The sequence below is a fragment of the Nocardioides jensenii JCM 1364 = NBRC 14755 genome, from assembly GCF_001552535.1.
GTDB lineage: Bacteria > Actinomycetota > Actinomycetes > Propionibacteriales > Nocardioidaceae > Nocardioides > Nocardioides jensenii.
In genome coordinates this window covers 1-23,347 of sequence record NZ_BCRJ01000130.1, presented here as the reverse complement: position 1 = coordinate 23,347, position 23,347 = coordinate 1, and the positions used below count along the sequence as shown (strand labels likewise).

At 70.6% G+C, this 23,347-nt stretch carries 24 protein-coding genes; 18 read left to right on the top strand and 6 right to left on the bottom strand.

The window, feature by feature from the left end; translation table 11 throughout:
* The 4 genes from NJ4_RS26125 to NJ4_RS23195 all read left to right on the top strand — a co-directional run.
* A partial coding sequence (locus NJ4_RS26125; RefSeq protein WP_217996970.1) for a hypothetical protein occupies nt 1-1,019 on the top strand: 1,019 nt, incomplete at its 5' end.
* Nucleotides 1,020-1,237: 218 nt separating this feature from the next.
* Nucleotides 1,238-2,875: a chaperonin GroEL gene (gene groL, locus NJ4_RS23205; RefSeq protein ID WP_067441234.1), complete on the top strand. Its 1,638-nt coding sequence runs from the start codon at nt 1,238-1,240 to the stop codon at nt 2,873-2,875.
* 253 nt (nt 2,876-3,128) lie between these two features.
* Entirely contained in the window at nt 3,129-3,686 is a 558-nt protein-coding gene (locus NJ4_RS23200) for a hypothetical protein (protein ID WP_157551310.1), read from the top strand.
* 12 nt (nt 3,687-3,698) lie between these two features.
* Nucleotides 3,699-4,031: a cupin domain-containing protein gene (locus NJ4_RS23195; RefSeq protein WP_067441228.1), complete on the top strand. Its 333-nt coding sequence runs from the start codon at nt 3,699-3,701 to the stop codon at nt 4,029-4,031.
* A gap of 4 nt (nt 4,032-4,035) precedes the next feature.
* Here the strand turns inward: NJ4_RS23195 and NJ4_RS23190 are convergent, their stop codons facing one another.
* Nucleotides 4,036-4,395 carry a hypothetical protein gene (locus tag NJ4_RS23190; protein WP_245644684.1) on the bottom strand — a complete coding sequence of 120 codons (360 nt, stop codon included), beginning with the start codon at nt 4,393-4,395 and terminating at the stop codon, nt 4,036-4,038.
* A gap of 52 nt (nt 4,396-4,447) precedes the next feature.
* On the opposite strand from NJ4_RS23190, the gene NJ4_RS23185 reads away from it, so the two are divergent.
* The 9 genes from NJ4_RS23185 (at nt 4,448) to NJ4_RS23145 (ending at nt 13,891) form a co-directional block, all read left to right on the top strand.
* Nucleotides 4,448-5,032 carry a nucleotidyltransferase family protein gene (locus tag NJ4_RS23185; protein WP_067441225.1) on the top strand — a complete coding sequence of 195 codons (585 nt, stop codon included), beginning with the start codon at nt 4,448-4,450 and terminating at the stop codon, nt 5,030-5,032.
* Nucleotides 5,033-5,041: 9 nt separating this feature from the next.
* Complete coding sequence (locus tag NJ4_RS23180) at nt 5,042-5,923, top strand: AAA family ATPase (protein ID WP_067441221.1); 882 nt, start codon at nt 5,042-5,044, stop codon at nt 5,921-5,923.
* A gap of 2 nt (nt 5,924-5,925) precedes the next feature.
* Nucleotides 5,926-7,041 carry a vWA domain-containing protein gene (locus NJ4_RS23175; RefSeq protein WP_067441218.1) on the top strand — a complete coding sequence of 372 codons (1,116 nt, stop codon included), beginning with the start codon at nt 5,926-5,928 and terminating at the stop codon, nt 7,039-7,041.
* The gene (locus NJ4_RS23170; protein WP_067441216.1) at nt 7,034-8,275 is read left to right on the top strand and encodes an XdhC family protein; all 1,242 of its coding nucleotides are present in this window, start codon (nt 7,034-7,036) and stop codon (nt 8,273-8,275) included. The genes NJ4_RS23175 and NJ4_RS23170 overlap by 8 nt, the downstream gene beginning before the upstream one ends.
* Nucleotides 8,276-8,370: 95 nt before the next feature.
* Complete coding sequence (gene mftD, locus NJ4_RS23165) at nt 8,371-9,579, top strand: pre-mycofactocin synthase MftD (RefSeq protein WP_067441214.1); 1,209 nt, start codon at nt 8,371-8,373, stop codon at nt 9,577-9,579.
* Nucleotides 9,576-10,379, top strand: a complete 804-nt coding sequence (locus tag NJ4_RS23160; protein ID WP_067441211.1) for a mycofactocin-coupled SDR family oxidoreductase — start codon at nt 9,576-9,578, stop codon at nt 10,377-10,379. The genes mftD and NJ4_RS23160 overlap by 4 nt, the downstream gene beginning before the upstream one ends.
* A gap of 182 nt (nt 10,380-10,561) precedes the next feature.
* Nucleotides 10,562-11,806 (top strand): iron-containing alcohol dehydrogenase, encoded by a 1,245-nt coding sequence (locus NJ4_RS23155; RefSeq protein WP_082749077.1) that lies wholly within the window; start codon nt 10,562-10,564, stop codon nt 11,804-11,806.
* A 22-nt stretch (nt 11,807-11,828) separates the two neighbouring features.
* Complete coding sequence (locus tag NJ4_RS23150) at nt 11,829-13,220, top strand: MadS family sensor histidine kinase (RefSeq protein WP_067441200.1); 1,392 nt, start codon at nt 11,829-11,831, stop codon at nt 13,218-13,220.
* Nucleotides 13,208-13,891, top strand: coding sequence for a MadR family response regulator transcription factor (locus NJ4_RS23145; RefSeq protein WP_067441196.1), 684 nt, complete (start codon nt 13,208-13,210; stop codon nt 13,889-13,891). The genes NJ4_RS23150 and NJ4_RS23145 overlap by 13 nt, the downstream gene beginning before the upstream one ends.
* Nucleotides 13,892-13,902: 11 nt before the next feature.
* Here NJ4_RS23145 and NJ4_RS23140 read toward each other — a convergent pair whose 3' ends face one another.
* The 5 genes from NJ4_RS23140 to mdo all read right to left on the bottom strand — a co-directional run bounded on the left by NJ4_RS23140 (nt 13,903) and on the right by mdo (nt 19,610).
* Nucleotides 13,903-14,517 carry an acetate uptake transporter gene (locus NJ4_RS23140; RefSeq protein WP_067441193.1) on the bottom strand — a complete coding sequence of 205 codons (615 nt, stop codon included), beginning with the start codon at nt 14,515-14,517 and terminating at the stop codon, nt 13,903-13,905.
* Between the two features lie 95 nt (nt 14,518-14,612).
* A complete protein-coding gene (gene mftM, locus NJ4_RS23135; RefSeq protein ID WP_067441190.1) occupies nt 14,613-15,524 on the bottom strand; it encodes a mycofactocin oligosaccharide methyltransferase MftM in 912 nt (303 codons plus the stop codon).
* Nucleotides 15,521-17,044, bottom strand: a complete 1,524-nt coding sequence (locus NJ4_RS23130) for a VWA domain-containing protein (protein ID WP_067441187.1) — start codon at nt 17,042-17,044, stop codon at nt 15,521-15,523. Before NJ4_RS23130 ends, mftM begins: the two co-directional genes overlap by 4 nt.
* Before the next feature lie 9 nt (nt 17,045-17,053).
* On the bottom strand, nt 17,054-18,235 hold the full coding sequence (locus NJ4_RS23125; protein ID WP_082749074.1) for an AAA family ATPase: 1,182 nt from the start codon (nt 18,233-18,235) through the stop codon (nt 17,054-17,056).
* Nucleotides 18,236-18,317: 82 nt separating this feature from the next.
* Nucleotides 18,318-19,610: an NDMA-dependent methanol dehydrogenase gene (gene mdo / locus NJ4_RS23120; protein WP_067441181.1), complete on the bottom strand. Its 1,293-nt coding sequence runs from the start codon at nt 19,608-19,610 to the stop codon at nt 18,318-18,320.
* Nucleotides 19,611-19,833: 223 nt separating this feature from the next.
* Here mdo and mftA point away from each other — a divergent pair, with 223 nt between their 5' ends.
* From mftA to mftF, 5 genes are all read left to right on the top strand, one after another.
* A complete protein-coding gene (gene mftA / locus NJ4_RS25340) occupies nt 19,834-19,959 on the top strand; it encodes a mycofactocin precursor MftA (RefSeq protein WP_082749073.1) in 126 nt (41 codons plus the stop codon).
* Nucleotides 19,959-20,276 (top strand): mycofactocin biosynthesis chaperone MftB, encoded by a 318-nt coding sequence (gene mftB / locus NJ4_RS23115; protein WP_082749072.1) that lies wholly within the window; start codon nt 19,959-19,961, stop codon nt 20,274-20,276. The genes mftA and mftB overlap by 1 nt, the downstream gene beginning before the upstream one ends.
* On the top strand, nt 20,273-21,517 hold the full coding sequence (mftC, locus tag NJ4_RS23110; protein ID WP_067441178.1) for a mycofactocin radical SAM maturase: 1,245 nt from the start codon (nt 20,273-20,275) through the stop codon (nt 21,515-21,517). Before mftB ends, mftC begins: the two co-directional genes overlap by 4 nt.
* A gap of 4 nt (nt 21,518-21,521) precedes the next feature.
* On the top strand, nt 21,522-22,274 hold the full coding sequence (gene mftE, locus NJ4_RS23105) for a mycofactocin biosynthesis peptidyl-dipeptidase MftE (protein WP_067441175.1): 753 nt from the start codon (nt 21,522-21,524) through the stop codon (nt 22,272-22,274).
* Nucleotides 22,271-23,347 (top strand): mycofactocin biosynthesis glycosyltransferase MftF (mftF, locus tag NJ4_RS23100; protein ID WP_067441171.1); only part of this gene is annotated, 1,077 nt, incomplete at its 3' end. The genes mftE and mftF, both read left to right, overlap by 4 nt.

Below are 23,347 nucleotides of genomic sequence, written 5' to 3'. Positions count from 1 at the left end.
CGGCTCCCTCTCCGAGCGCGACCTCCGGCACCAAGCCCCCGACGACGCAGGGCCCGGACAAGGGCCGGGGCGCCGCGGAGCCGCAGGACGACACCGCGCCCGATGGTCGCGCCGACGGCTGGCGCGTCTACTGGGGACCGACCGACAAACAGGAGGCGAGTCTGCCGTGGCTCGACTCACCCCTGCCTCGACACGTCGACCTCTCTGCCGCCGCCACCGATCTCGCGGACGATCCGATCGACACCGCCCTCGCGGCGTACGCCGTCAGCGACGACCAGGGACTGAGCAGGGTGGTGTTGCTGGCCGAGGACGGTTCGCTGCGCAGGGTCGACGTCTCCCGCGTCCAGCCGTTGGTCGACGACTCCGGCAACGTCATCGCCGCCTTCACCAACATGCTGTCGCCCAAGGGCGACCACCTGCAGTTCCCGCAGAACGGCAGCGTCCTGATGCTCACCCTGGCCACGGGCGAATGGCGCACGATCGAGGTCGGCGAGGCGGTCACCGAGCACGCGGCGTGGGTCGGCGACGACCTCCACCTGCCGAGCACCGTCGGAGGCGCGGGTCCGCTCTACGGCGTCGACGGCCAGAGGACGGGTGCGTCCCGACGAGGCCTGCCGACGGCACCGCCGGGTGACGACGTGACGCCGTACGGCCCCGCTCGGTCGGGTCCGACGGGCGTCGCGCAGAGCTGGTCCGGCGCCGATGGCCTTCCGGTCGTCGACGACGAGATCACGCCGTCCGAGGTGATGGTCGTGCAGGGCTTCGACGAGAGCGACAGCGCGCTGCTGGTCTTCGGCTCCACAGGCCTCTCCTACCTGGGTGGGGAACGCAACAAGGAGTGCTGCCCCGTGAAGTTCTGGCTCGACGACGAGTGGGTGGTCCATGAGTCCCTGGACGGGACCCCTCGTCTGATCGCCTGGAAGGTCGGCACCCATGGCGTGGCCCGGGTTTCCGAGATCACGGGGCTGAAGCCCGACCAGGAGTACGCCGTCTCGAGCTATGCGCGGATCTGGTCCTGACCGGTGCCCGAGAAATTCGCCCGGACGTTTGCACTCTCATGGGTCGAGTGCTAAACATGAGGCTGGCACTCTCATCATGAGAGTGACAACAACGGGACCGGTGAGTTGAGGTCCGAAGCGTCGGCGGGAAGGGTCCGCCGGGTCAGCCGGATCGTCCGTCGCGGGCAGCTCCCCGACTCCGTTCCAACTCTTATGCACAGCAAGGAATCGCAGGAGTTATGCCGAAGCTGATTGCTTTCAACGAAGAGGCGCGCCGCGGCCTCGAGCGGGGCATGAACACCCTCGCCGACGCCGTCAAGGTGACGCTTGGCCCCAAGGGCCGCAACGTCGTCCTGGAGAAGAAGTGGGGAGCCCCCACGATCACCAACGACGGTGTGTCCATCGCCAAGGAGATCGAGCTCGAGGACCCATACGAGAAGATCGGTGCCGAGCTCGTCAAGGAGGTCGCCAAGAAGACCGACGACGTCGCCGGTGACGGTACGACGACCGCCACGGTCCTCGCCCAGGCGATGGTCCGCGAGGGTCTGCGCAACGTGGCCGCGGGTGCCAACCCGATGGGCCTCAAGCGCGGCATCGAGACCGCTGTCGCCGCCGTGTCCGAGCAGTTGCTCAGCATGGCCAAGGACATCGAGACCAAGGAGCAGATCGCCTCTGCCGCCACCATCTCCGCCGGTGGCGACACCACCGTCGGTGACGCCATCGCCGAGGCGATGGACAAGGTCGGCAAGGAAGGCGTCATCACGGTCGAGGAGTCGAACACGTTCGGCATCGACCTCGAGCTGACCGAGGGCATGCGGTTCGACAAGGGCTACATCTCGGCCTACTTCGTCACCGACCCCGAGCGCATGGAGACCGTCGTCGAGGACCCCTACATCCTCATCGCGAACTCCAAGATCTCCACGGTCAAGGACCTCCTGCCGCTGCTGGAGAAGGTCATGCAGTCCGGCAAGCCGCTGGTCATCCTCGCCGAGGACGTCGACGGCGAGGCCCTGTCCACGCTGGTGGTCAACAAGATCAAGGGCACCTTCAAGTCCGTCGCCGTCAAGGCCCCGGGCTTCGGTGACCGCCGCAAGGCCATGCTCCAGGACATCGCGATCCTGACCGGCGGCCAGGTCATCTCCGAGGAGGTCGGCCTCAAGCTCGAGTCGGCCGGCATCGAGCTCCTCGGCCAGGCCCGCAAGGTCGTCATCACCAAGGACGAGACCACCATCGTCGAGGGCTCGGGCGACCAGGCCCAGATCGAGGGTCGGGTCAACCAGATCCGTGCCGAGATCGAGAAGTCGGACTCCGACTACGACCGCGAGAAGCTGCAGGAGCGTCTGGCCAAGCTGGCCGGCGGCGTTGCGGTGATCAAGGTCGGCGCGGCCACCGAGGTCGAGCTCAAGGAGCGCAAGCACCGCATCGAGGACGCCGTTCGCAACGCGAAGGCCGCCGTCGAGGAGGGCATCGTCGCCGGCGGTGGCGTGGCGCTGGTCCAGGCCGCCGACGCCGCGTTCGAGAAGATCGACCTCGAGGGTGACGAGGCCACCGGCGCGAACATCGTGCGCGTGGCCACCGACGCTCCGCTGAAGCAGATCGCGATCAACGCCGGCCTCGAGGGCGGCGTCATCGCGGAGAAGGTGCGCAACCTGGAGTCGGGCCACGGCCTCAACGCGGCCACCGGCGAGTACGTCGACATGATCGCCGCCGGCATCATCGACCCCGCCAAGGTGACGCGTTCGGCCCTGCAGAACGCCGCATCGATCGCTGCGCTGTTCCTCACCACCGAGGCGGTCGTCGCGGACAAGCCCGAGAAGGCTGCTCCGATGGGCGACCCGTCCGGCGGCATGGGCGGCATGGGCGGCATGGACTTCTGAGTCCAGCCCCCTTGGTGGTCGAGCCTGTCGAGACCACCGCGGAACACGAGCACCATCCGAACGGCCCCGGGTCCTCCCGGGGCCGTTCGGCCATTTCTCGCGAACCGGCATTCCTTGATGCGCGAGCCGGTAGTCCTTGATGCGCGAGCCGGTAGTCCTTGATGCGCGAACCGGCACTCCTTGATGCGCGAGCCGGCAGTTCTTGATGCGCCGTACGGGCGATCCGGCGGAGTCGAGGCCTAGACTCGCCACCATGCGCAGAACTCTCGTGGCCCTCCCGTTGATGCTCGTGCTCGCCCTGACCGTCGGCTGCGGTGACGACGACAAGGACAAGGACACCGACGCGAAGTCGAGCGAGACCACGTCGGAGACCACGACGCCGTCCGAGGACACGACGGAGGCCTCACCCTCCGAGGACGCCTCGACGGAGCCCTCCACGACGCCCAGCGGGTCGGTCTCTGCCGAGCAGTTCTGTGCCGACGCGGAGGAGGCACTGCACGGCGGCTCCACCAGCGAGATCCTCCAGCGGGTGGCGGTCGTCGTGGCGAACGGGCTGCCCGCGGACATGCCCGCCGACGCCGTCGACGGCATCCAGGTGCTCATCGACATCGCCCCCGAGCTGGAGAAGTCGTCCACGGCGATGAAGGCGTTCCAGGGGCTCTCCTCGACCCAGCTCGGCAACGTCGCCTCGTTGGCGGGCTACCTCACCACCACCTGCGGAAAGAACCTCGTCGCGGAGCTGATCCCGGCGCTCCGCGACCTTCCCGCCGAGCTGAGGTCGCTGCTCCCCAGCGAGCTCACGGCGAACTGAGAGGAACCCGGCATGGAGAAGACGTCCCTGACCCGCCTGGGCGAGGAACAACTGCTCAAGGCCAGGGAGGCGAGCAGCGGTCGGGCCGCGGTCACCGTCTACGGCGGCCATGAGCACGACATGCGGCAGACCCTCATCGCGCTGGCGGCCGGTCGCTCACTGGGCGAGCACGAGTCGCCGGGCGAGGCCAGCCTGCAGGTGCTGGTGGGCACGGTGCGACTGACCGCCGGCGCAGAGGTCTGGGAGGGTGCAGCCGGTGACTACCTGGTCATCCCCGACGCCCGCCACGACCTGCACGCGGACACCGATGCCGTGGTGTTGCTGACGGTGGCCACGAGGGCCTGACCGGTCACGCGCCGCCGGTGAGTCCGCCGGTGAGTCCGCCCAGCGGCGCGACGACCGTGCCCGACTCCTCGCAGACCCACACCGGGTCGGGGCCGCCGAGCTCGGGGTGGATGTAGAGCGCGTGCACGGCATCGTCGCAGCGCGGGCACACCGGCCAGCGTCCGACACGCTGCAGGAGTGCGTCCTGCAGGTCCTGGGCGACCAGCCCGCCGACGTACGCCTCGCCGGCCGGCCACTGCTCGGCCCACCATCGGCGCTCGGCGACCGCGTCCTCGAGCAGGGAGACGGTTTCGGCGGAGGCGGCCCCGGTGGCCTCGAGGTCGCGCATCACGGTGGCGCGGGCGGAGAGCACGTGGTTGGTCACCCTCCCATTGTGCGTCGGAGCCGGTGAGCCGTCATCCGCCTAGGCTGACCCGGTGACGGTTCACGGTTTGTTGCTGGCGGCGGGTGCCGGCCGGCGGATGGGGACGCCCAAGGCGCTGGTCGAGGACTGGTTGGTCAGGGGGGTGGCGGCTCTGCGTGAGGGGGGCTGCGACCGGGTGACCGTGGTCCTCGGTGCCGCAGCCGACCAGGCTCGCAGGCTGCTGGACGGCGTCCGGGTCGACGTCGTCGAGGCAGCCGACTGGGCCGACGGCATGGCCGCCTCGTTGCGCGCCGGGCTCGCCGCGCTGGCAGTCGACCCGTCGCCCGCGGAGGCGGTCCTGGTCACACTGGTCGACCTGCCCGACGTCGGTGCAGACGTCGTACGCCGGGTGCTTGCGGACGGCGGCGACGGGGGCGTCCACCTGGGCACCCTGTGCCGGGCGTCGTACGGCGGGGTGCCCGGCCACCCCGTGCTGATCGGCCGTGACCACTGGGTCGGCGTACGGGAGTCGGCTCAGGGCGACCGCGGAGCCAGGGGCTACCTCGCCGCGCACGAGGTGGCGCTGGTCGAGTGCGGTGACCTGGCCACCGGACGCGACGTCGACCGTCCAACCCCGGACCAACGTGGGGATGGGTAGCCTCGGTGCATGGGCACCCCACACGCTCCGGACACGGTCGCCGAGGTCGAGAAGCTGCTCGGTGACACCGGCTACGTCAGCGACGAGTCGCTGGCGACCGTGGTGTTCCTCGCGCTGACCATGCAACGGCCGCTGCTGCTCGAGGGCGAGCCGGGCACGGGCAAGACCGCGCTGGCCGAGGCCGTGGCCCAGGCGCTCGACCTGCCCTTGATCCGCCTGCAGTGCTACGAGGGGATCGACGCCACGCAGGCGCTCTACGACTGGGACTTCCCGCGGCAGATCCTGCACCTGCGGGCACTCGAGGCGGCCGGTGGCGCGGACGTGCAGGAGGCCGAGAAGAGCCTGTACGACGAGCGGTTCCTGCTGGCCCGGCCGGTGCTCCAGGCGTTGCGCGAGAGCCCGGCGGTGCTGTTGGTCGACGAGGTCGACCGGGCCGACGACGAGTTCGAGGCCTTCCTGCTCGAGGTGCTCTCGACGTACCAGGTGAGCATTCCCGAGATCGGCACGGTCCGGGCCTCGACTCCGCCGATCGTCGTGCTCACCTCCAACCGCACCCGCGAGCTGCACGACGCACTGAAGCGGCGCTGCCTCTATCACTGGATCGACCATCCCGGCCTCGAGCGTGAGGTCGAGATCCTTCGCTCACGCACGCCTGAGGTGAGCGACCGGCTGGCCCGCCAGGTCGCCACCGTGGTCCAGTCGCTGCGCGGCGACGACCTGCTCAAGCCGCCCGGAGTGGCCGAGACGCTCGACTGGGCGCGGGCGCTGCAGGCACTGGGGTCGACCGAGCTCGACCTCGCGTCCGCCTCGGCGACGCTGGGGGCACTGGTGAAGTACCGCGAGGACGGCGACCGGGTGCGCCAGGCCCTCGACCGGCTGATGGCGGTGTGACGATGGCGCACGCAGCCGACGAGATCCTGCTCGGGTTCACCCGGGCGCTCCGGGCCGCCGGGGTGCCGGTGACCCACGACCGCGCGGTCGGCTTCACCTCCGCCGTCGCCCTGCTCGGCGCCGGCGACCACCGCGCGACGTACTGGGCCGGTCGGGCCACGCTCTGCGCCGGACCCGACGACCTCGACCGCTACGACCAGGTGTTCCACGCGTGGTTCAACGCTCGCGACGGGTTGCCGCGCACGGTTCCTGCCCCCGACGTCGCCAAGCCGGTGGCGTCGGACCTGCCCGCGGAAGGGGACGCCGGCGCCGGCGTCGAGGAGGTGGCCGACGACGACGCAGTGCGCGCCGTGGCCAGTCGCGAGGAACGGCTGCGGCACCGTGACGTCGGAGCCATGACGGCCTCCGAGCGCCGCCTGCTGAACGCGCTGTTCGCCGGTCTGTGTCCGCGCCTGCCCCTGCGGCGTACCGCCCGCCAGCACGCGTGGCACAGAGGCTCCGTCGACGCGCGCCGCACGCTGCGGGAGAGCCTGCGCCGCATGGGCGAACCCGCCGACCTGGCCTGGCGCCGACGAGGCACCCGTTCGCGTCGCGTCGTGCTGCTGGTCGACGTCTCCGGGTCGATGAGCGGGTACGCCGACTCGCTGCTGCGACTCGCACACCGGTTCGTGACCTCCGAGGAGGGACGCCACGTCGACGTCTTCACCGTGGGCACCCGGCTCACGCACGTCACCCGCGCGTTGCGGTTGCGCGACCCCGAGCGGGCGTTGGTCGCGGCCGGGGAGACCGTGCCGGACTGGTCGGGCGGCACGCGTCTCGGCGAGGCGATGCGGGTCTTCCTCGATCGTTGGGGAGCCCGCGGACTGGCCCGCGGAGCGGTCGTCGTCGTGTTCAGCGACGGGTGGGAGCGCGGCGACGCAGCCCTGCTCGGCGAGCAGATGTGTCGCCTGCACCGCCTCGCGCACCGGGTCGTCTGGGTGAACCCGCACCGGGGCAAGACCGGATACCTACCGGTGCAGCAGGGCATCGCCGCGGCGCTCCCGCACGTCGACGACCTGCTCGCCGGTCACTCGTTGCACACGTACGCCGAGCTGGTGGAGGTGGTCGCACATGCGTGAGGTGCTGCCGGAGCTGTTGGAGTGGTGGCAGGCCGGGGAGACGGTGGGCATGGGCACGGTGGTCGCCACGTTCCAGTCCGCCCCGCGCCCGGCGGGGGCGTCGATGCTGGTCGGCCCGGACGGCACGGCCGTCGGCTCGGTCTCCGGCGGCTGCGTCGAAGGGGCCGTCTACGAGCTGGCGGGGGAGGTCGTCGAGTCCGGCGTACCCGTCTTCCAGCGCTACGGCATCTCCGACGACGACGCGTTCGCGGTCGGGCTGACCTGCGGCGGCATCCTCGACGTGTACGTCGAGAAGGTGAACCGGGAGACGTTCCCGGAGCTGGGGGAGATCGCGGCCGATCTCGAGGCCGGACGTCCGGTCGCGGTGGCGACGGTGATCGAGCACCCCGACCCGGGGTGGTTGGGCCGCCGCATCGTCATCCGTCCCCCTTCCGGCGACCCTCATTCCGAGATAGTCCCTGACGTTTCGGTCCCCCAGACGCCGATAGTCCCTGACGTTTCGGTCCCCGGGAGGGCAGAAACGTCAGGGACTACCCCCTCACGGCGACCGAAACGTCAGGGACTATCCAGCCTGGGAAGCGAGCGCGCCGACGACGCGGTCCGCGACGACGCCCTCGGGCTGCTGGCCGCCGGGCACAACGCGACGCTGACCTACGGCCCGGACGGCGAGCGACGCGGCGAGGGCATGCGGGTCTTCGTCTGGGCCTTCGCCCCGAAGCCGCGGATGCTGGTGTTCGGTGCCATCGACTTCGCCGCGGCAGTGGCCCGCATCGGCACGTTCCTCGGCTACCACGTGACGGTGTGCGACGCGCGCCCCGTCTTCGCGACCCACACCCGCTTCCCGAGTGCCGACGAGGTGGTCGTCGACTGGCCGCACCGGTATCTCGCCGCGGAGCAGGAGGCCGGACGCGTGGATCGGCGCACCGTCATCTGCGTGCTCACCCATGACCCGAAGTTCGACGTACCGTTGCTGGAGGTGGCGCTGCGCCTGCCGGAGGTGGGGTACGTCGGCGCGATGGGCTCGCGGCGCACGCACGATGACCGCATGGCCCGGTTGAAGGAGGCCGGCCTGACCGCCGACGAGACCGCGCGGCTGTCGAGCCCGATCGGCCTCGACATCGGCGCGCGCACGCCGGAGGAGACCGCGGTCAGCATCGCGGCCGAGATCGTGTCGTCCACCTGGGGTGGCACAGGTCAACCGCTCGCCGCACTCGAGGGCCGGATCCACGGGTAGCGGCCGTTCAGGACAGGGCGACCCGTCCTCTCGGAGAGTTACCGCGGCCGCGCGCGACTCCTAGTGTCGTGACCCAGACGACCCCAGGAGACAGCATGAGTTCTGCATGGATGGAGACCGTCGCGGAAGCCCAGCGACGGGCACGCAAACGCCTCCCACCCTCGGTCTACAGCGCGCTGCTGGCCGGGTCCGAACGAGGCAGGTCCTACGAGGACAACACGGGCGCGTTCGGTGAGCTCGGTCTCGCGCCGCACGTGGCGGGCCTGTCCGCGGAGCGGGACCTGGCCACCCGGGTGATGGGTCAGGACATCTCGATGCCCGTGCTGATCTCGCCCACCGGCGTACAGGCCGTGCACCCCGAGGGCGAGGTGGCGGTGGCCCGGGCCGCGGCGGCACGAGGCATCGCCATGGGGCTCAGCTCCTTCGCCAGCAAGCCCGTCGAGGAGGTCGCCGCGGCGTGCCCGCAGGTGTTCTACCAGTCCTACTGGATGGGCTCCCGCGAGGCGATGTCGCGTCGGTTCGACCGGGCCCGCGCCGCAGGCTGTGTCGGCATGATCGCCACCCTCGACTGGTCGTTCTCCTACGGGCGCGACTGGGGCAGCCCGGTGATCCCCGAACGACTCGACCTCAAGGCGATGGCCCGTTTCGCCCCGGAGGCGCTGCGGCGACCGCGGTGGCTGCTCGACTTCGCCCGCTCCGGCAAGCTGCCCGACCTGACCACGCCCAACCTGGTCGACCCGGGCTCGGAGGCCGAGGCACCGACGTTCTTCGGGGCGTACGGCGAGTGGGCGCAGACCGCACCACCCACGTGGGAGGACATCGCGTGGATGGTCGAGGAGTGGGGCGGCCCCTTCATGCTCAAGGGCATCTGTCGGGTGGACGACGCGCGTGCCGCTGTCGACGCCGGAGTCGCCGCGATCTCGGTCTCGAACCACGGCGGCAACAACCTCGACACCACACCGGCCCCGATCCGGGTGCTGCCCTCGATCGTCGAGGCGGTCGGCTCCGAGGTGGACGTGGTGATGGACGGCGGCATCCGTCGTGGCAGCGACGTCGTCAAGGCGCTGGCGTTGGGCGCGAAGGCGGTCATGATCGGGCGCGCCTACCTGTGGGGCCTCGCCGCCGGGGGACAGCCCGGGGTCGAGAACGTGCTCGACGTGCTCCGGGGCGGCATCGACTCGGCGCTGTTGGGCATGGGCAAGGCCTCCGTGCACGACCTCGGCCCCGACGACGTGGTGGTGCCCGACGGCTTCCTGCGAACCCTCGGTCCTGACCGGACCGACACGGAGCTGACGACGAGATGAGCGAGCGTCGCGTGGCACTGGTGACCGGTGCCGCGCGGGGCATCGGCGCCGAGACCGCCTGCCTGCTCGCCCAACAGGGACTACGCGTCGTGGCACTCGACTCGTGCGCCGGCGACGAACGGGGCCGCAGCGGGGTCGACTATGCCTTGGCCAGCCGGGACGACCTGCGCACGACTCGGGAGCGGCTCGGCGACCGGGGTATCAGCGTCGAGGCCGACGTACGTGACGCCGCTGCGATGGAAGCGGCCTCCGCCGCGGCGCTGGACCGATGGGGTCGCCTGGACGTGGCGGTCGCGGCTGCCGCGGTCATCGCGGGCGGCCGGCCGCTGTGGGAGGAGCCGAGCCTCGACACTCTCCTCGAAGTCGACGTGGTCGGAGTCTGGAACACGGCCACGGCCGTCGTGCCGGCGATGCTGGCCGGGCCAGATCCGTCCGGCTGCCGGTTCGTGGCGGTGGCCTCGACGGCAGGTACACGCGGACTCTTCCACCTGGCCGCCTACAACGCCGCCAAGCACGCGGTGATCGGCCTGGTGCGAGGCCTCGCCGCCGACCTCGTGGGGACCGGCGTCACGGCCAGCGCGGTCTCCCCGGGGGCGACGGATACGGCGATGCTGGAGGCCACCGCCCGCCTTTACGGCGTCCCGCGCGACGACCTGTCCGTCTCCCGACTGCAGCGCGGACCCCTCGACCCCCGGGAGATCGCGGCGACCATCGCGTTCGCCTGCTCGCGGGAAGGGCGCGTGCTCAACGGCTCGGTCGTCTCCGCCGACGGAGGAGCCGCCGGAGGAGCCGCCGGCTGACCGGTGGCGGCACACCCTGTCCGGACGGACAGGCACGACCCCTCATCTTGCCGGGCTTCCTCGCCCTGGCCCGCTCCTAGCCTGAAGCAAGACCCGGCCGCAGCGACCCCCGTCCGGTCAGCCAACGTTGTTGCAACGTTCGGCGAGGACAGTGGTGTGCGTCACAACGTTGGGAGAACTCGATGAGCACCACCACGTTCCGGGAGAGCGCCCGGGAACGGCACCGCACGACCCGGGACACGACCCCGCGACGGGCGGGGGCACCACCGGACGAGACGTTCGAGCTGGCGAAGTTCCACGCACCCGAGGTGGTGCTCGGCACCGGCTCGCTCGCCGAGGCCGGCTTCGCGGCCGCGCGGCTGGGCGCCCGGCGCCCACTGGTGGTGACCGACCCGGGGATCATCGAGGCGGGCTGGGTCGACGAGCTGATCGGCCACCTGCGCGAGTCCGGGCTCGCGCCGGTCATCTGGTCGAGCGTCACCCCCAACCCGCGCGACCACGAGATCCGGGCGGCGTACGCGCGCTACGCGGAGTGGGACTGCGACGTGATCATCGGCATCGGCGGCGGATCGGTGGCCGACGCGGCCAAGGGCGTGGCCATCCTGTCCGGAAACGGCGGGGACATCCTCGACTACGCCGGGGTCGACCTGATCACGCATCCGATTCCGCCGTTGCTGATCATCCCGACGACGTCGGGCACCGGTGCCGACGTGAGCCAGTTCTGCATCGTGACCGACACCGAGCGTTCGGTGAAGGTCACCATCCTCGGCCGTGCCCTGGTGCCCGACATCTCGATCACCGACCCGCGGCTGTTGGTCACGATGCCCGAGGACCTCAACGCGGCCACCGGCCTGGACGCACTCACCCACGGCATCGAGGCCTTCGTCTCGCTGGCCCACAACCCGCTCGCCGACACCCACGCGATCAGCGCCGTCGGCCTCGTCTGCCGCAACCTGCGAACGACGATGACCACACCGAAGGAGGCTGAGGCGCGACGCAAGATGGCGCAGGCGAGTCTCCAAGCGGGGCTGGCGTTCTCGAACGCGATCCTTGGTGCCACGCACGCGATGAGCCATCAGGTCGGGGGGCTGCTGGATGCCCCGCACGGCGTGGTGAACGGCGTCCTCCTGCCGCACGTGGTCCGCTACAACGCGCGCGCGACACCCGAGCGGTTCGTCGAGCTCGCCGCCGCGGCCGGGCTGGCCGTGCGGGGCATGCCGGGGGAGGAGGCCGCGGAGAGGCTCGCCGACCACATCCGGGGCCTCGCCGACGACATCGGCGTCCCGCGCGGACTCAAGGAGCTGGGTGTCACGGAGGAGGACATCCCGCGGTTGGCCCGCACCACGCTCGACGACGCCTGCCTGACCACCAACCCCCGCCTGGCGAGCGAGCAGGAAATCGCCGAGCTCTTCCGCAACGCCCTCTAGGCCTGTCATGCGTGATCGACACATGCCCACGGGAAGCGATCTCACCACCCTCACCGGAGTCCGGTCCGGCAAGGGCTCGTACTACCGCGCCTACGTGCGCTCCGACGAGCGCATGCAGCACGCCGTGCGGGCGATGGACTCGATCAGCCGGGCGCTGGTGCGCACCGCCGAGGGGCCCCGTGCCTTGCTGGAGGAGGTGGCCCGGGCCGCGGCCGAGCACCTCACCGCGCACTGGACGGTGCTGGGGCTCTCCGACGGCCAGCTGCCCGGCGCCCGGCCGCGCTTCCTGGCCGTCGACCGCGCCGGCCGGGTCGTCGACGACGACACCGACCTGCCTCCGCACGTACGCCGTGAGCTCGGCGCGATCCGGGCCGGGCACGCCACGGGGGCGCCGGGGTTCGACCGGTGGGTGCGGGTGCCGATGACCCTCGACAACGAGATGATCGGCAGCCTGGTCGGGTTGCACGGACTCGAGGACGAGCCGGAGCCCGGCGACCTGTCCGTGCTACGGATCCTGGCCAACGAGGCCGCGGTCTCCCTCTACAACGGGGAGCAGTACCAGGCGGGGCTGGCCCTGCACCGTCGGGCGCAGACGCTGTACGACGAGACGGTGGCCCGCGCCCAGGACCTGGAGGAACGCACCCGCGAGCTGCGCCAGGCCGAGGAGCGGCTGCTCGTCGCCCACCAGCGGGAGCTGGTCGACCACGAACGGCACCGGATCGCCCGCGAGCTGCACGACAACGTGACGCAGTTCGTGCTCTCCGCGGGCATGTCGATGGAGATCGCCCGGGGAGAGGCCGAGGACCTCGGCAGTCCGGCGTCCGGGCTGCTCGAGCACCTGGGCACTGCGAAGGCGCTCACCCAGGAGGCGGTCGACCAGCTGCGGCGCGCGATCTATGCGCTGCACCAGCCGCATCGCGACACCGTGTGGACGCTTCCGGAGCTGTTGGCGGAGGTGGCCGAGCACCATCGGCCACACCTGTCGGTCGCCGTCCACGTGGAGGGCGAGGCACATGTGCTGCCCGCGGACGCGGACCACGAGATCGCCCGCGCGGTCGGTGAGGCACTCTTCAACGTGGCGGTCCACGCCGAGGCGACCCGAGCGGTGATCAGGATGCGCTACCGCGCCGACGAGCTGTTCGTCAGCGTCGCCGACGACGGCATCGGCGACCCGGGGGAGATGTCCCGCAAGCTGCGGCTGGGGCGCGGTCTCCCTGTCGACGGGCGGCACTGCGGACTCGCCAACATGCAGAGCCGCCTGGCCGACATCGGCGGGTCCCTGGCGTTCCGCCGGGCCCGCATCGGTGGCGTCCGGATCGAGATGCGCGTTCCGTTGCCCTTGGCGATCCAGCGCCCGGGCATGATCACCGGCCTGGTGGGAGCCAGGCCCGAGGAGGAGACATGGCAACACTGACCCCACCCGAGGCGCCGCCCGGCGCCGACGTACGGACCGTCGACATCATGCTGGTCGACGACCACGCGATCGTCCGTCAGGGCCTTCGCTCGATCCTCGAGCGAGAGTCCGACCTGCGGGTCATCGCCGAGGCCGCCAGCCGCGCTGAGGCACTGGCCGTGGTCGGTGCGACACGTCCACAGATCGTGCTGCTCGACCTCAAGCTGTCGACGTCGTCCGACTCCGAGGGCCTTGACCTCTGCGCCGAGCTGTCCGAGCAGTACCCGGGGCTCGGCATCCTCGTGCTCACCACGTTCCTGGACGACGCCCTGGTGCTGCGCGCGGTGCGTGCCGGCGCGCGCGGGTACGTCGTCAAGGACGTCGACACCTCGGGGCTGATCCGGGCGATCCGCGACGTCGCCCGCGGCGAGAGCGCCTTCGACGCGCGCTCGGCGGCGGCCATGGTGCGCGGGTTGAACACGCCGACCGCGGCCGAGCAGAAGCACCTCACACCGCGCGAGTGCGAGGTGCTGAGCCTGCTCGCCCGCGGCCTGTCGAACCGTGACATCGGCGGGCGGCTCTACATCTCCGAGACGACGGCGAAGTTCCATGTCGGCAACATCCTCCGCAAACTCGGGGTGACCCGCCGGGCAGAGGCTGTCTACGAGGCCTCCAAGCTGGGCGTGATCTGAGCGCCGGGCCGTCAGGGTACGGCCAGCACCGTGCGTTCCCAGGTCGTGTTCACGATGACTGCGGCCGAGGCATAGAGCGCCACAAGGGCGTCGACGACCAGGAGATAGCCGGCCGTATGGCCGAGGGCGGTGCTCTCGAAGAACGCCCCGAACGCGGCCAGGTAGAAGACCGCGGACAGCAGCGCGAAGATCACGATAGTGGTCAGATTGGTGCGCACCGCGGCGAGCAGCATGTAGGAGGAGAAGATCGCCCACGCGAGCAGGAACATGCCGGTGATGGCGGCGCCATCCGCGGTCACCATCGGGCCGTAGAACTGCACGAGAAGTGCGTAGCTGAGCCAGAATCCGGCGTACGCGGTGAAGACCAGTCCGGGGAACGTCTCGCCGCGCTGGAAGTGGATGACGCCTGCGACCAGCTCCGTGAGGAAGCCCAGCGCGAGCGCGAGGGACAGCACGGCGGGTGTGGCGAGTGGGTCGATCATGCCCGACATCACCGTCGAGAGCACGAGTGCGGAGATGCCGAAGCTGGCCAGGCCCAGCGGGAACGGGTCGCCCCAGCCGGACGGTGCCGCGGGGGGTTCGGGTGACGCGGCGGCGTGCGCAGGACGGTGGTCGATGTCGGTCATGGTTCCTCCAGGGGTTGTCGGATCGGTTGAAGCTCTGCTGGACGTCATACGAAGTGGCGGCCCGGGTGACCTGTTCGTATGACGCCGGGCGGACATCAGGGAGCGGTGTCGACGATCAGCCAGCCGCCGTGCGCCTCGCGTACGTCGTACGGCCGGCCCGTGGCGGCGCCCCACGCCTCGAGGTCGTCGAGGGAGATCGTGCGCACGTGGCCCCAAGTGGCGTCCGCCTCGTCCTCGAGGGGTACGGCGACCACCATGCGGCGGCGGGCGACCCGGAGTGCCTCGTGCAGCACCCGATCGCCGTGCGGGGCATCGAGGTGCTCGAGCAGGTGGATCGCGAGCACGTTGTCCGCCGAGTGGTCAGCGAAGGGCAGCCGACCCGCGTCGGCGGCGCGGGTCTCGACCTCGAGCCCCAGGTGCGGGGCGACGGCCCGGAGCAGGGAGGTGGTGCCGACCGAGATGTCGGAGGCGATCACGGAGCGCCCGGCGGCAGCGAGCCGCAGGGAGAGGAAGCCGAAGCAGCAGCCGAGCTCCAGCGCTGTGCCGGGCGCCAAGGACTGCTCGGCGATGCCGTAGACGTGCGCGTAGTCGGCGATCGTGCCGTGCCGGTCACCCTCGGGACGCCCACCGAGAGAGGCGGACACCCGGGCCATCGTGTTGGCGTAGAAGGCGCTCCAGGCCACGACCGGGTCGGGGTCGGTGCTCAGCACGATGCCGGTGAGCAGCCGCTCGAACAGCTCGGGCCCGCGCAGCCACCCGGGTTGGAACAACTCCTCGGCGAGAAGCCCGGACAGGTCGTCGTCGATCTGCTCGGGCCGCAGCGCGTGGGTGAGCCGGATGCGAGCACCCTCACGCACGAAGTCGAAGTGCTCCGTGCGCACGGCCCGCAGGGCCCGGCGCGGTCGGGGCCCCTGCACCGCGTGCACCTCGACCCTGGCGTCGCGGTAGACCCCGTCCGGGGTGGCCTCGAACGGGTCGATCGCCGTGCTCGGCTCCGCGACACTCATGAGAGGACCTTCAGGGACGTCGAGACCTCGTCGAGGCCGTGCAGGTTGCGGACCACCTGCACCTGGTCGCAGGACTCGGCGTACGCCGGCAGGTCGCAACCCCCCAGTCCCCATGAATAGCTGGGCTCTGGGGTCAACCAGATTGTGGAGCGGGCCCGCCGGCTGATCTCCTCGAAGGCCTCGAGGCCCGGGTCCTTCCCGTTGCCGCGCCCGTCGCCCAGCACGATCACCGTCGTACGCCGGTTGACCGCCGAGCCGTACTGGTCGAGGAACTGCTGGAACGACGAGCCGTAGTCGGAGTCGGCGTCCACGTCGAGGATGCCTCCCGCGGGCAGGCCGGCCATCACCAGGGAGAGCGCGTCCTCGATCCGGTGCTCGGAGAACAGGTCGGTGATCTCGACGAGGTCCTTGACGAACGCGAACGTGCGCACCGACGACGCAACCGACTGCAGGCTGTGCACCAGGTGCAGGGTGAACCGGGCCGTCGAGCGCACGGACAGCGAGACGTCGCACAGCACCAGCAGCCTCGGCCGGTCGTGTGCCTTGGCGACGGTCACCGGGCGGAACGGGACGCCGTCGTACTTCATGTTGCTGCGCATCGTGCGCCGTCCGTCGACGACCCCGCGCGCGGACGTCGTACGGCGCGGGCGTGGTGCACCGTGCAGGCTGCGGAGGAGGCGGCGCAGCGACTCCTCGAGCTCGGCGCGCTCGTGCTCATCGACCGTTTCGGCCTGCGCGGCCCGGAGCTCGCGGCTCTCGATCTCGCGTTCGACCTGCATCAGCTGCTCGAGGTGGTCGCGGATCCGCTCGGGCAGGCTGGCCAACCACGGGGTCAGAGCCTTGCGCAGGGCCGCGAGGTCGCCGTCGTCGACGAAGGTGTCCTCGGGCACGCGCTCCTCGAGCCAGCTCAGCAACGCCATCTCCTCGTGCACGGACAGCTCGGTGTCGAGCTCCATGCCCGGGCTGCGGATCAGGTCGCCGGGGTTTCCCGGATTGTGCATGCGGTGCGTGGAGAGCTGCACTCGTGCAGCTTCACCGGCGCTGGTCTGGGTGTCGTTGGAGAGCACGATCTCGTCGGTCAGGGCGGCGATGTCGATCTTGTTGGCCTCTTGGTGCAGGTTGTACTGCTGGGCCATGTCCTCGGGCTTGAAGAACTCCTTGATGTCGTCGGGCTTGCCGTGCGAGTGCCCGTCCTCGGGGATGTCGCCGGGCTCCTCCGACAGGGTGAAGTCGGTCAGCTCGCCGTCGTCGTTCAAGTCGTCGTGCGTGTGCGTGTGCTCGTCTGCTGACTCCTCGACGACGGCACGCAGCCCGAAGAACCGGTCGAAGACGCGGTCGAACACCTCGAGGTCGCGGCGGTCCTTGACAAGGCTGACGGCAAGCGCCGCGCGGAGCACCTCGCGCTCGTCGAGCACGCTGGGCTGGGCCACCGCGTGCATCGCGTCGATGACCTCCGCCGTGCTCACCCGCACCCCGTGCAACCGGAGCAGCCGGATGAACCGGTGGACTGCGCCTTCCATGCCGTCGGCCTAGACCGGGCGCTTGCGCGCCGAGAAGGAGCGACTGCCCTGGCCGGCCGACACTTCGCGGGACGGGCCGAGCTTGTTGTCCGCACCGTAGTAGCCCCTGTCGTGGCGGCCGGGCCGATCCTTGGCGGCGCGTGCGGCCTTGCCGTCGACGTCGTCGTTCGCGTCACGGTGGGCGGAGTCGTCCCCGTGGCCGTGGCCGTGGCCATGACCGTGGCCGTGACCGTGCAGGCTGTCGGGCACCACGGCGTTGGGGTCCACCATCTTCGGGATCGCGTCGAGCGCCTTCTTGAGGTCGCGCTCGTACTTCACGACGACGTTGAGCGTGCTGGAGAGCACGTCCGAGGTCAGCTCCTCCACACCGAGCACGGCGAGGGTGCGCGCCCAGTCGATGGTCTCGGAGATGCTGGGTGCCTTGCGCAGGTCGAGCGTGCGCAGGTCGCGCACGATCTCGACGAGACGACCCGCCAGCGCCTCGGAGAGACCGGTGTCCTTGGAGCGGATGATCTCCAGCTCACGTGCGGCGTCCGGGTAGTCGAGGAACAGGTGCAGGCAGCGTCTTTTGAGTGCCGCGGAGAGGTCACGCGTGTTGTTGGAGGTGAGGACGACGTACGGCAGGTGCTTGGCGGAGATCGTGCCGATCTCGGGGATGGAGATCTGGAACTCGGAGAGCAGTTCGAGCAGCACCGCCTCGAGTGCCTCGTCGGCCCGGTCGACCTCGTCGATGAGCAGCACGACGGGCTCCTCGGAGTCGATCGCCTCGAGCAGTGGACGCGCTGCGAGGAAGCGTTCGGAGAAGAACACCGAGTCCTGCTTGGCGATCCGCTCGATCGACTCGTTGAGATCGGCGGCGTCCTCGACGATCGCGCCGATCTTCTCCCGCAGGATCTGGGTGTAGAGCAGCTGTTTGCCGTAGTCCCACTCGTAGAGCGCCTTGGTCTCGTCCTGTCCCTCGTAGCACTGGAGGCGGAGCAGTCGACGGCCCGTGGCCCGGGCCAGGCTCAGGGCCAACTGGGTCTTGCCGACCCCGGCCGGGCCCTCGAGGAGGACCGGCTTGTCCAGCCTGGTCTGCAGGAAGACGGTGGTGGCCAGACGGTCGTCGGAGAGGTAGCCGTGCTCTGCCAAGCGCTGCTTGGCTTCCTCGACGTCGACGAAGGCGGGGGCCGGATCGATAAGCGTGGTCACGTTCTCTCCTGGTGCGTGCAGGTGGGGCGGTGGGATCCGGTCCGGCCGCTGTCTCGACGGACGGCGGCCGGACCGGGGCTGTTCAGCTGATCAGGTCGTCCAGATCGCCGTTCATGCAGTGATCGATCACCGGGCGCACGGTCTCGAACGTGCATTCCTTCGCGTTGCCCGGCGTGCAGGCGTCACCGAGCACGTGGTGCGTGATGCGATCCACGTCCTCGTCGTCACCCTTGATCACCGGTGCGTTCTCGTAGTACGCCGTCGGGCCGGTGCCGAGGCGGTTCTTCGAGTAGCTGTCCTGGGTGACGTCGGTGAACTTCTCCGGGATGCCCACGTCGCGCAGCAACCTGATGGCCGCGGCGAGGGCCGCGTCGGCGGCCTGCACCTTGGTCATGCCGTGCGTGTCGATGCCCATGGCCTCGGCGATGTCGGCGAACCGGCCGTACGTCGCGGGCATGTTGAACGCCCACACCCGGGGGAGGGCGATCGCGTTGTTGAGGCCGTGGTGGGTGTCGTAGAACGCCGACACCGCGTGCGAGATGGAGTGGATGATGCCGAGGCCGCCGGAGTTGAACGCCTGCGCCGCGATGTACTGGGCGTACATCATGCCCTCGCGCCCCTTGAGGTCCTGGCCGTTCCAGACCGCCTCGCGCAGGTTCTCCGCGGTCAGCTTGATGGCCCGGATCGCGTTGCCGAGCGACGGCTCGAAGTTGAGTCGCGAGACATACGGCTCGGAGGCGTGCGCCAGCACGTCGAAGCCGCACTGTGCGGTGTAGTCGACCGGGCAGTCGAAGTAGAGCACCGGGTCGTCGATCGCCAACGTGGCAACGGATGCGTCGTCGAAGGCGACGTACTTGTGCGGGTTGTCGGGGTCGGTCGTCGTGTCGGTGATGACGTACGCCCACGAGGTCTCCGAGCCGGTGCCGGCCGTGGTCGAGACCGCGATGTGCGGCGGGTTCTTCGGGTTCTCGGACATGTTGAAGCCCTCGAACTCGTTGACGTTGCGTCCGTCGTGGGCCACCGAGATGCGGGCACCCTTGCAGGCGTCGTGCGAGGAGCCGCCACCGATGGAGACGAACGAGTCACACGCGTTCTCCTGGTAGAGCTTCACCGCGTCCATGGTGTTGTAGTCCTTGGGGTTGGACTCCACCTTGTCGTAGAGCACGACCTCGAGGCCGTGGTACTTCATCGACTCCACGATCTTGTGCACGATGTCGGTGCCGCGCAGGCCCGAGGTCATCACCAGCGTCTTGCGGAAGCCGAGCTTGAGGGCCTCGGGCCCGATCATCTCGTGCGCGCCCGGCCCCATCAGGGCCTTCGGGAACGGGTGGAACTCCTTGATCGGGAAGGGCTTGAGCAGTTCGTCAACTTGCATCGGGAAAACCTCCGGAATCGGTGTGGATGCCTCGGACGCTAGGTCTGCCGGAGGGGCGGCGAACAGGCGAGGATCGCGAAACCGCCCTCGGGGACAGGAGCACACCTGCCCGTTCCGACAGGTGCCGCCGTCGCCGCGACGGGTGTGGCCGGACGAGGGGATTCGTAGCGTGGGTGGCGCCCACTCCCGGTCGCCACGAGGCGGCCCGACCAAGGAGGTCACCATGACCAACCCGACCGATGGCCTGAACCCGGCCGGCCACGAGCACATCGAGTCCGGCGCCCATGCGGACGTCGTCCTCGACCTCGTCGAGGAGATCTCGATCGACGGCATGTGCGGCGTGTACTGATGCCCGCGCCCACCACCCGGCCCAGCACTCGAGCCACGACTCCGCTCGCGGTGCGTGAGCAGAGTGCCTGGCAGCTGAGCGGCTCGGTGGAGTTGCGTCCCGAGCCGTTCGGCGCCTTGGCCTACGACTTCGACACACGCCGGTTGAGCTTCCTCAAGTCGCCGGCGCTGGTGGCCGTCGTACGGGCGCTGTCCGGGTGTTCCTCGGTGGCGGAGGCGTTGGACTCCACCGAGGTTCCCGACGCGCAGCGTCCCGCCTACCTCGCCGCGTTGCACGACCTCGCCACGGGCGGGCTGATCAAGGAGCGTGCCTCATGACCCTGGCCCCCGAACGACCCGTCGCCGAACGCCCCCAGGGGGGACGCCTGGTCGACCAGTTCGAGTTCGGCCTCGACGCGCCGATCTGCCTGACCTGGGAGCTGACCTACGCCTGCAACCTGGCGTGCCTGCACTGCCTGTCGTCGTCCGGACGGCGCGACCCGGACGAGCTCTCCACCGAGGAGTGCAAGGCACTGATCGACGAGTTCGAGCGCATGCAGATCTTCTACGTCAACATCGGCGGTGGCGAGCCGACGGTGCGTCCCGACTTCTGGGAGCTGCTCGACTACGCCGTGGACCACCACGTCGGCGTGAAGTTCTCGACCAACGGCTTCCGGATCAACGAGGAGCGCGCCGCGAAGCTCGCGGCGACCGACTACGTCGACGTACAGATCTCGCTCGACGGCGCGACCGCCGAGGTCAACGACGCGGTGCGCGGCGCCGGCACCTACGACGCCGCCATGCGGGCGATGGCCAACATGCGTGCCGCCGGCATGAAGGACTTCAAGATCTCCGTGGTCTGCACCCGCCACAACATCCCCCAGCTCGACGAGTTCAAGGCCATCGCCGACACCTACGGCGCCCAGCTGAGGCTGACCCGCCTCCGTCCGTCCGGGCGCGGGGCCGACGTGTGGGACGACCTGCATCCGTTGCCGGAGCAGCAGCGGGAGCTCTACGACTGGCTGATCGCCAACGGTGACGACGTGCTCACCGGCGACTCCTTCTTCCACCTCTCCGCGTACGGCGAGGCGCTGCCAGGGCTCAACCTCTGCGGAGCCGGACGTGTGGTCTGCCTGGTCGACCCGGTCGGCGACGTCTACGCCTGCCCGTTCGCGATCCACGACCGGTTCAAGGCCGGCAACGTGCGCGGCGAGGGCGGCTTCGACGGTGTCTGGACGACATCCGAGCTCTTCCTCGACCTGCGCAACCCGCAGACCGGTGGCGCGTGCACGAAGTGCTCGGCCTTCGACTCGTGCCGGGGTGGCTGCATGGCCGCCAAGTTCTTCACCGGCCTCCCGCTCGACGGACCTGACCCCGAGTGCGTCAAGGGCAACGCCGAGTTCCTCGAGCGCGGTGAGGCGCCCGGGTCCAGCCAGGACCACTCGCACACCGGGACGGTGCGCAACGCCCCCGTGCCGTTGGCGCTCGGCCCGACCCGGACCTCGCGCCCGGCGAGTGCCTGTGACGAGAGCCCGCTGGTGACGGGGCGGCCGTGGGAGTCGGACCGGGACACGGTCTGAGGCGATGTCGAGACCGGAGGCTCCGCTGCTGGGCAGGATGCGGTGGACCGACCTCGACGAGGGGCCTGCGCCCGTGTTGCTGGTGCCGCTCGGCTCGCTCGAGCAGCACGGCCCGGCGCTCGGTCTCGCCACCGACGCACTCATCGCGGCGCGGGTGACCCGTGACGCGGCGCGTCGTCTGGCGGGTGCCGAGCGGCACTTCCTCGTCGCTCCGACCGTGCCGTACGGCGCCAGCGGCGAGCACGAGGGCTTCCCGGGCACCGTCTCGATCGGCACCGAGGCGCTCCGCCTGCTGTTGGTCGAGCTCGCCCGGTCGGCCTGTCACTGGGCCGAGGGCGTGGTGTTCGTGAACGGGCACGGCGGCAACGTCGACGCGATCACCGGCGCCGTCGCCCAGTTGCGCCGAGAGGGTCGCGCCGCGGCGTGGACGACTTGCCAGGCGCGCGGTTCCGACGCGCACGCCGGCCGCACCGAGACGGCGCTGCTGCTCGCCCTCGACCCCGGTTCGGTCGACTCCGCTCGACTGGCTCCGGGGTGCACGGAAGCACTGACCACGCTGTTGCCGCGGCTGCGCGCAGAGGGCGTCCGTGCCGTCTCCGCGAACGGCGTGCTGGGTGACCCGACGTCGGCCACCGTCGAGGCCGGTCGCCGGCTCCACGCCGAGATGGTGCAGCGGCTGGTCGCGGAGCTGACCGAGATAGACGTCGACGACCGGGGGCGGTTGCGAGCCGGGACGCACACGAAGGTGCAGGCATGAATGCAGACCCGCCGCCCGGCTTCGGGCTCCGCCTCTCGCCACGCGTGCACGTCTGCGACGGCGGCCGGACCCTGGTCGGCGGCGGCCGGGTGGTCCGGCTGAGCGCGCCGGCCGCCATGATCGTCGAAGGACTTCCCGGGATCCTGGGTGACGACCCGGTGACCGGTCGGCTGGCCCGTTCGCTGCTCGACCGGGGACTCGCCGACCCCTGGTGGCCCGGGCCCGCGGGCGCGGATGCCCGCGTGCGCGACGTGACCGTCGTGGTGCCCACACAGGACCGGGCGCCGGCAGTCGCCGTCCTCCTCGCCGCACTGCCGTCGGGGATGCCCGTGATCGTGGTCGACGACGGTTCCGACGACCCGTCAGCACTCGAGCTGGTGTGCCGGCGACACGGTGTACGACTGCTGCGCCACGACCGAAACCGCGGTCCGGCGGCGGCGCGCAACACCGGTCTGCGCGCCGTGCGGACGCCGTACGTCGCGTTCTGCGACTCCGACGTCGTGCCGCAACCGGGGTGGTTGGCCATGCTGCGGCGTCACCTCGACGACCCGGCCGTGGCCCTGGTGGGGCCTCGGGTTCTGGGGCGCCCCGCGACCCCGACGGACGGCTGGATCGATCGGTACGAACAAGCGAGGTCGTCACTCGACCTCGGGGCCACTCCGGCGCGGGTGGCCGTGCACGGCGAGGTGTCCTACCTCCCGAGTGCCGCGCTCGTCGCCCGAGTGGACACGTTGGGCCCGGGCTTCGACGAGTCGATGCGCTGCGGAGAGGACGTCGACCTGGTCTGGCGGCTGCTCGCCGACGGGTGGGGCGTGAGGTACGAGCCGGCTGCCGTCGTACGGCACGAGCATCGCACCTCGTTGCGCGCCTGGGCCGGCCGCAAGGCGTTCTACGGCACCTCCGCAGCACCCCTCTCGGCGCGACACCCTGGGGCGGTCGCGCCGCTGGTGGCCTCACCGTTCACCGCGGCCGTGACGATCGCGCTCGTGGCGCAGCGGCGCTGGTCGTTCCCGCTCGTCGCGGCCGCCTCGGCGTGGGCGACGTGCTCGGCGGCTCGTCGCCTGGACTCCGGT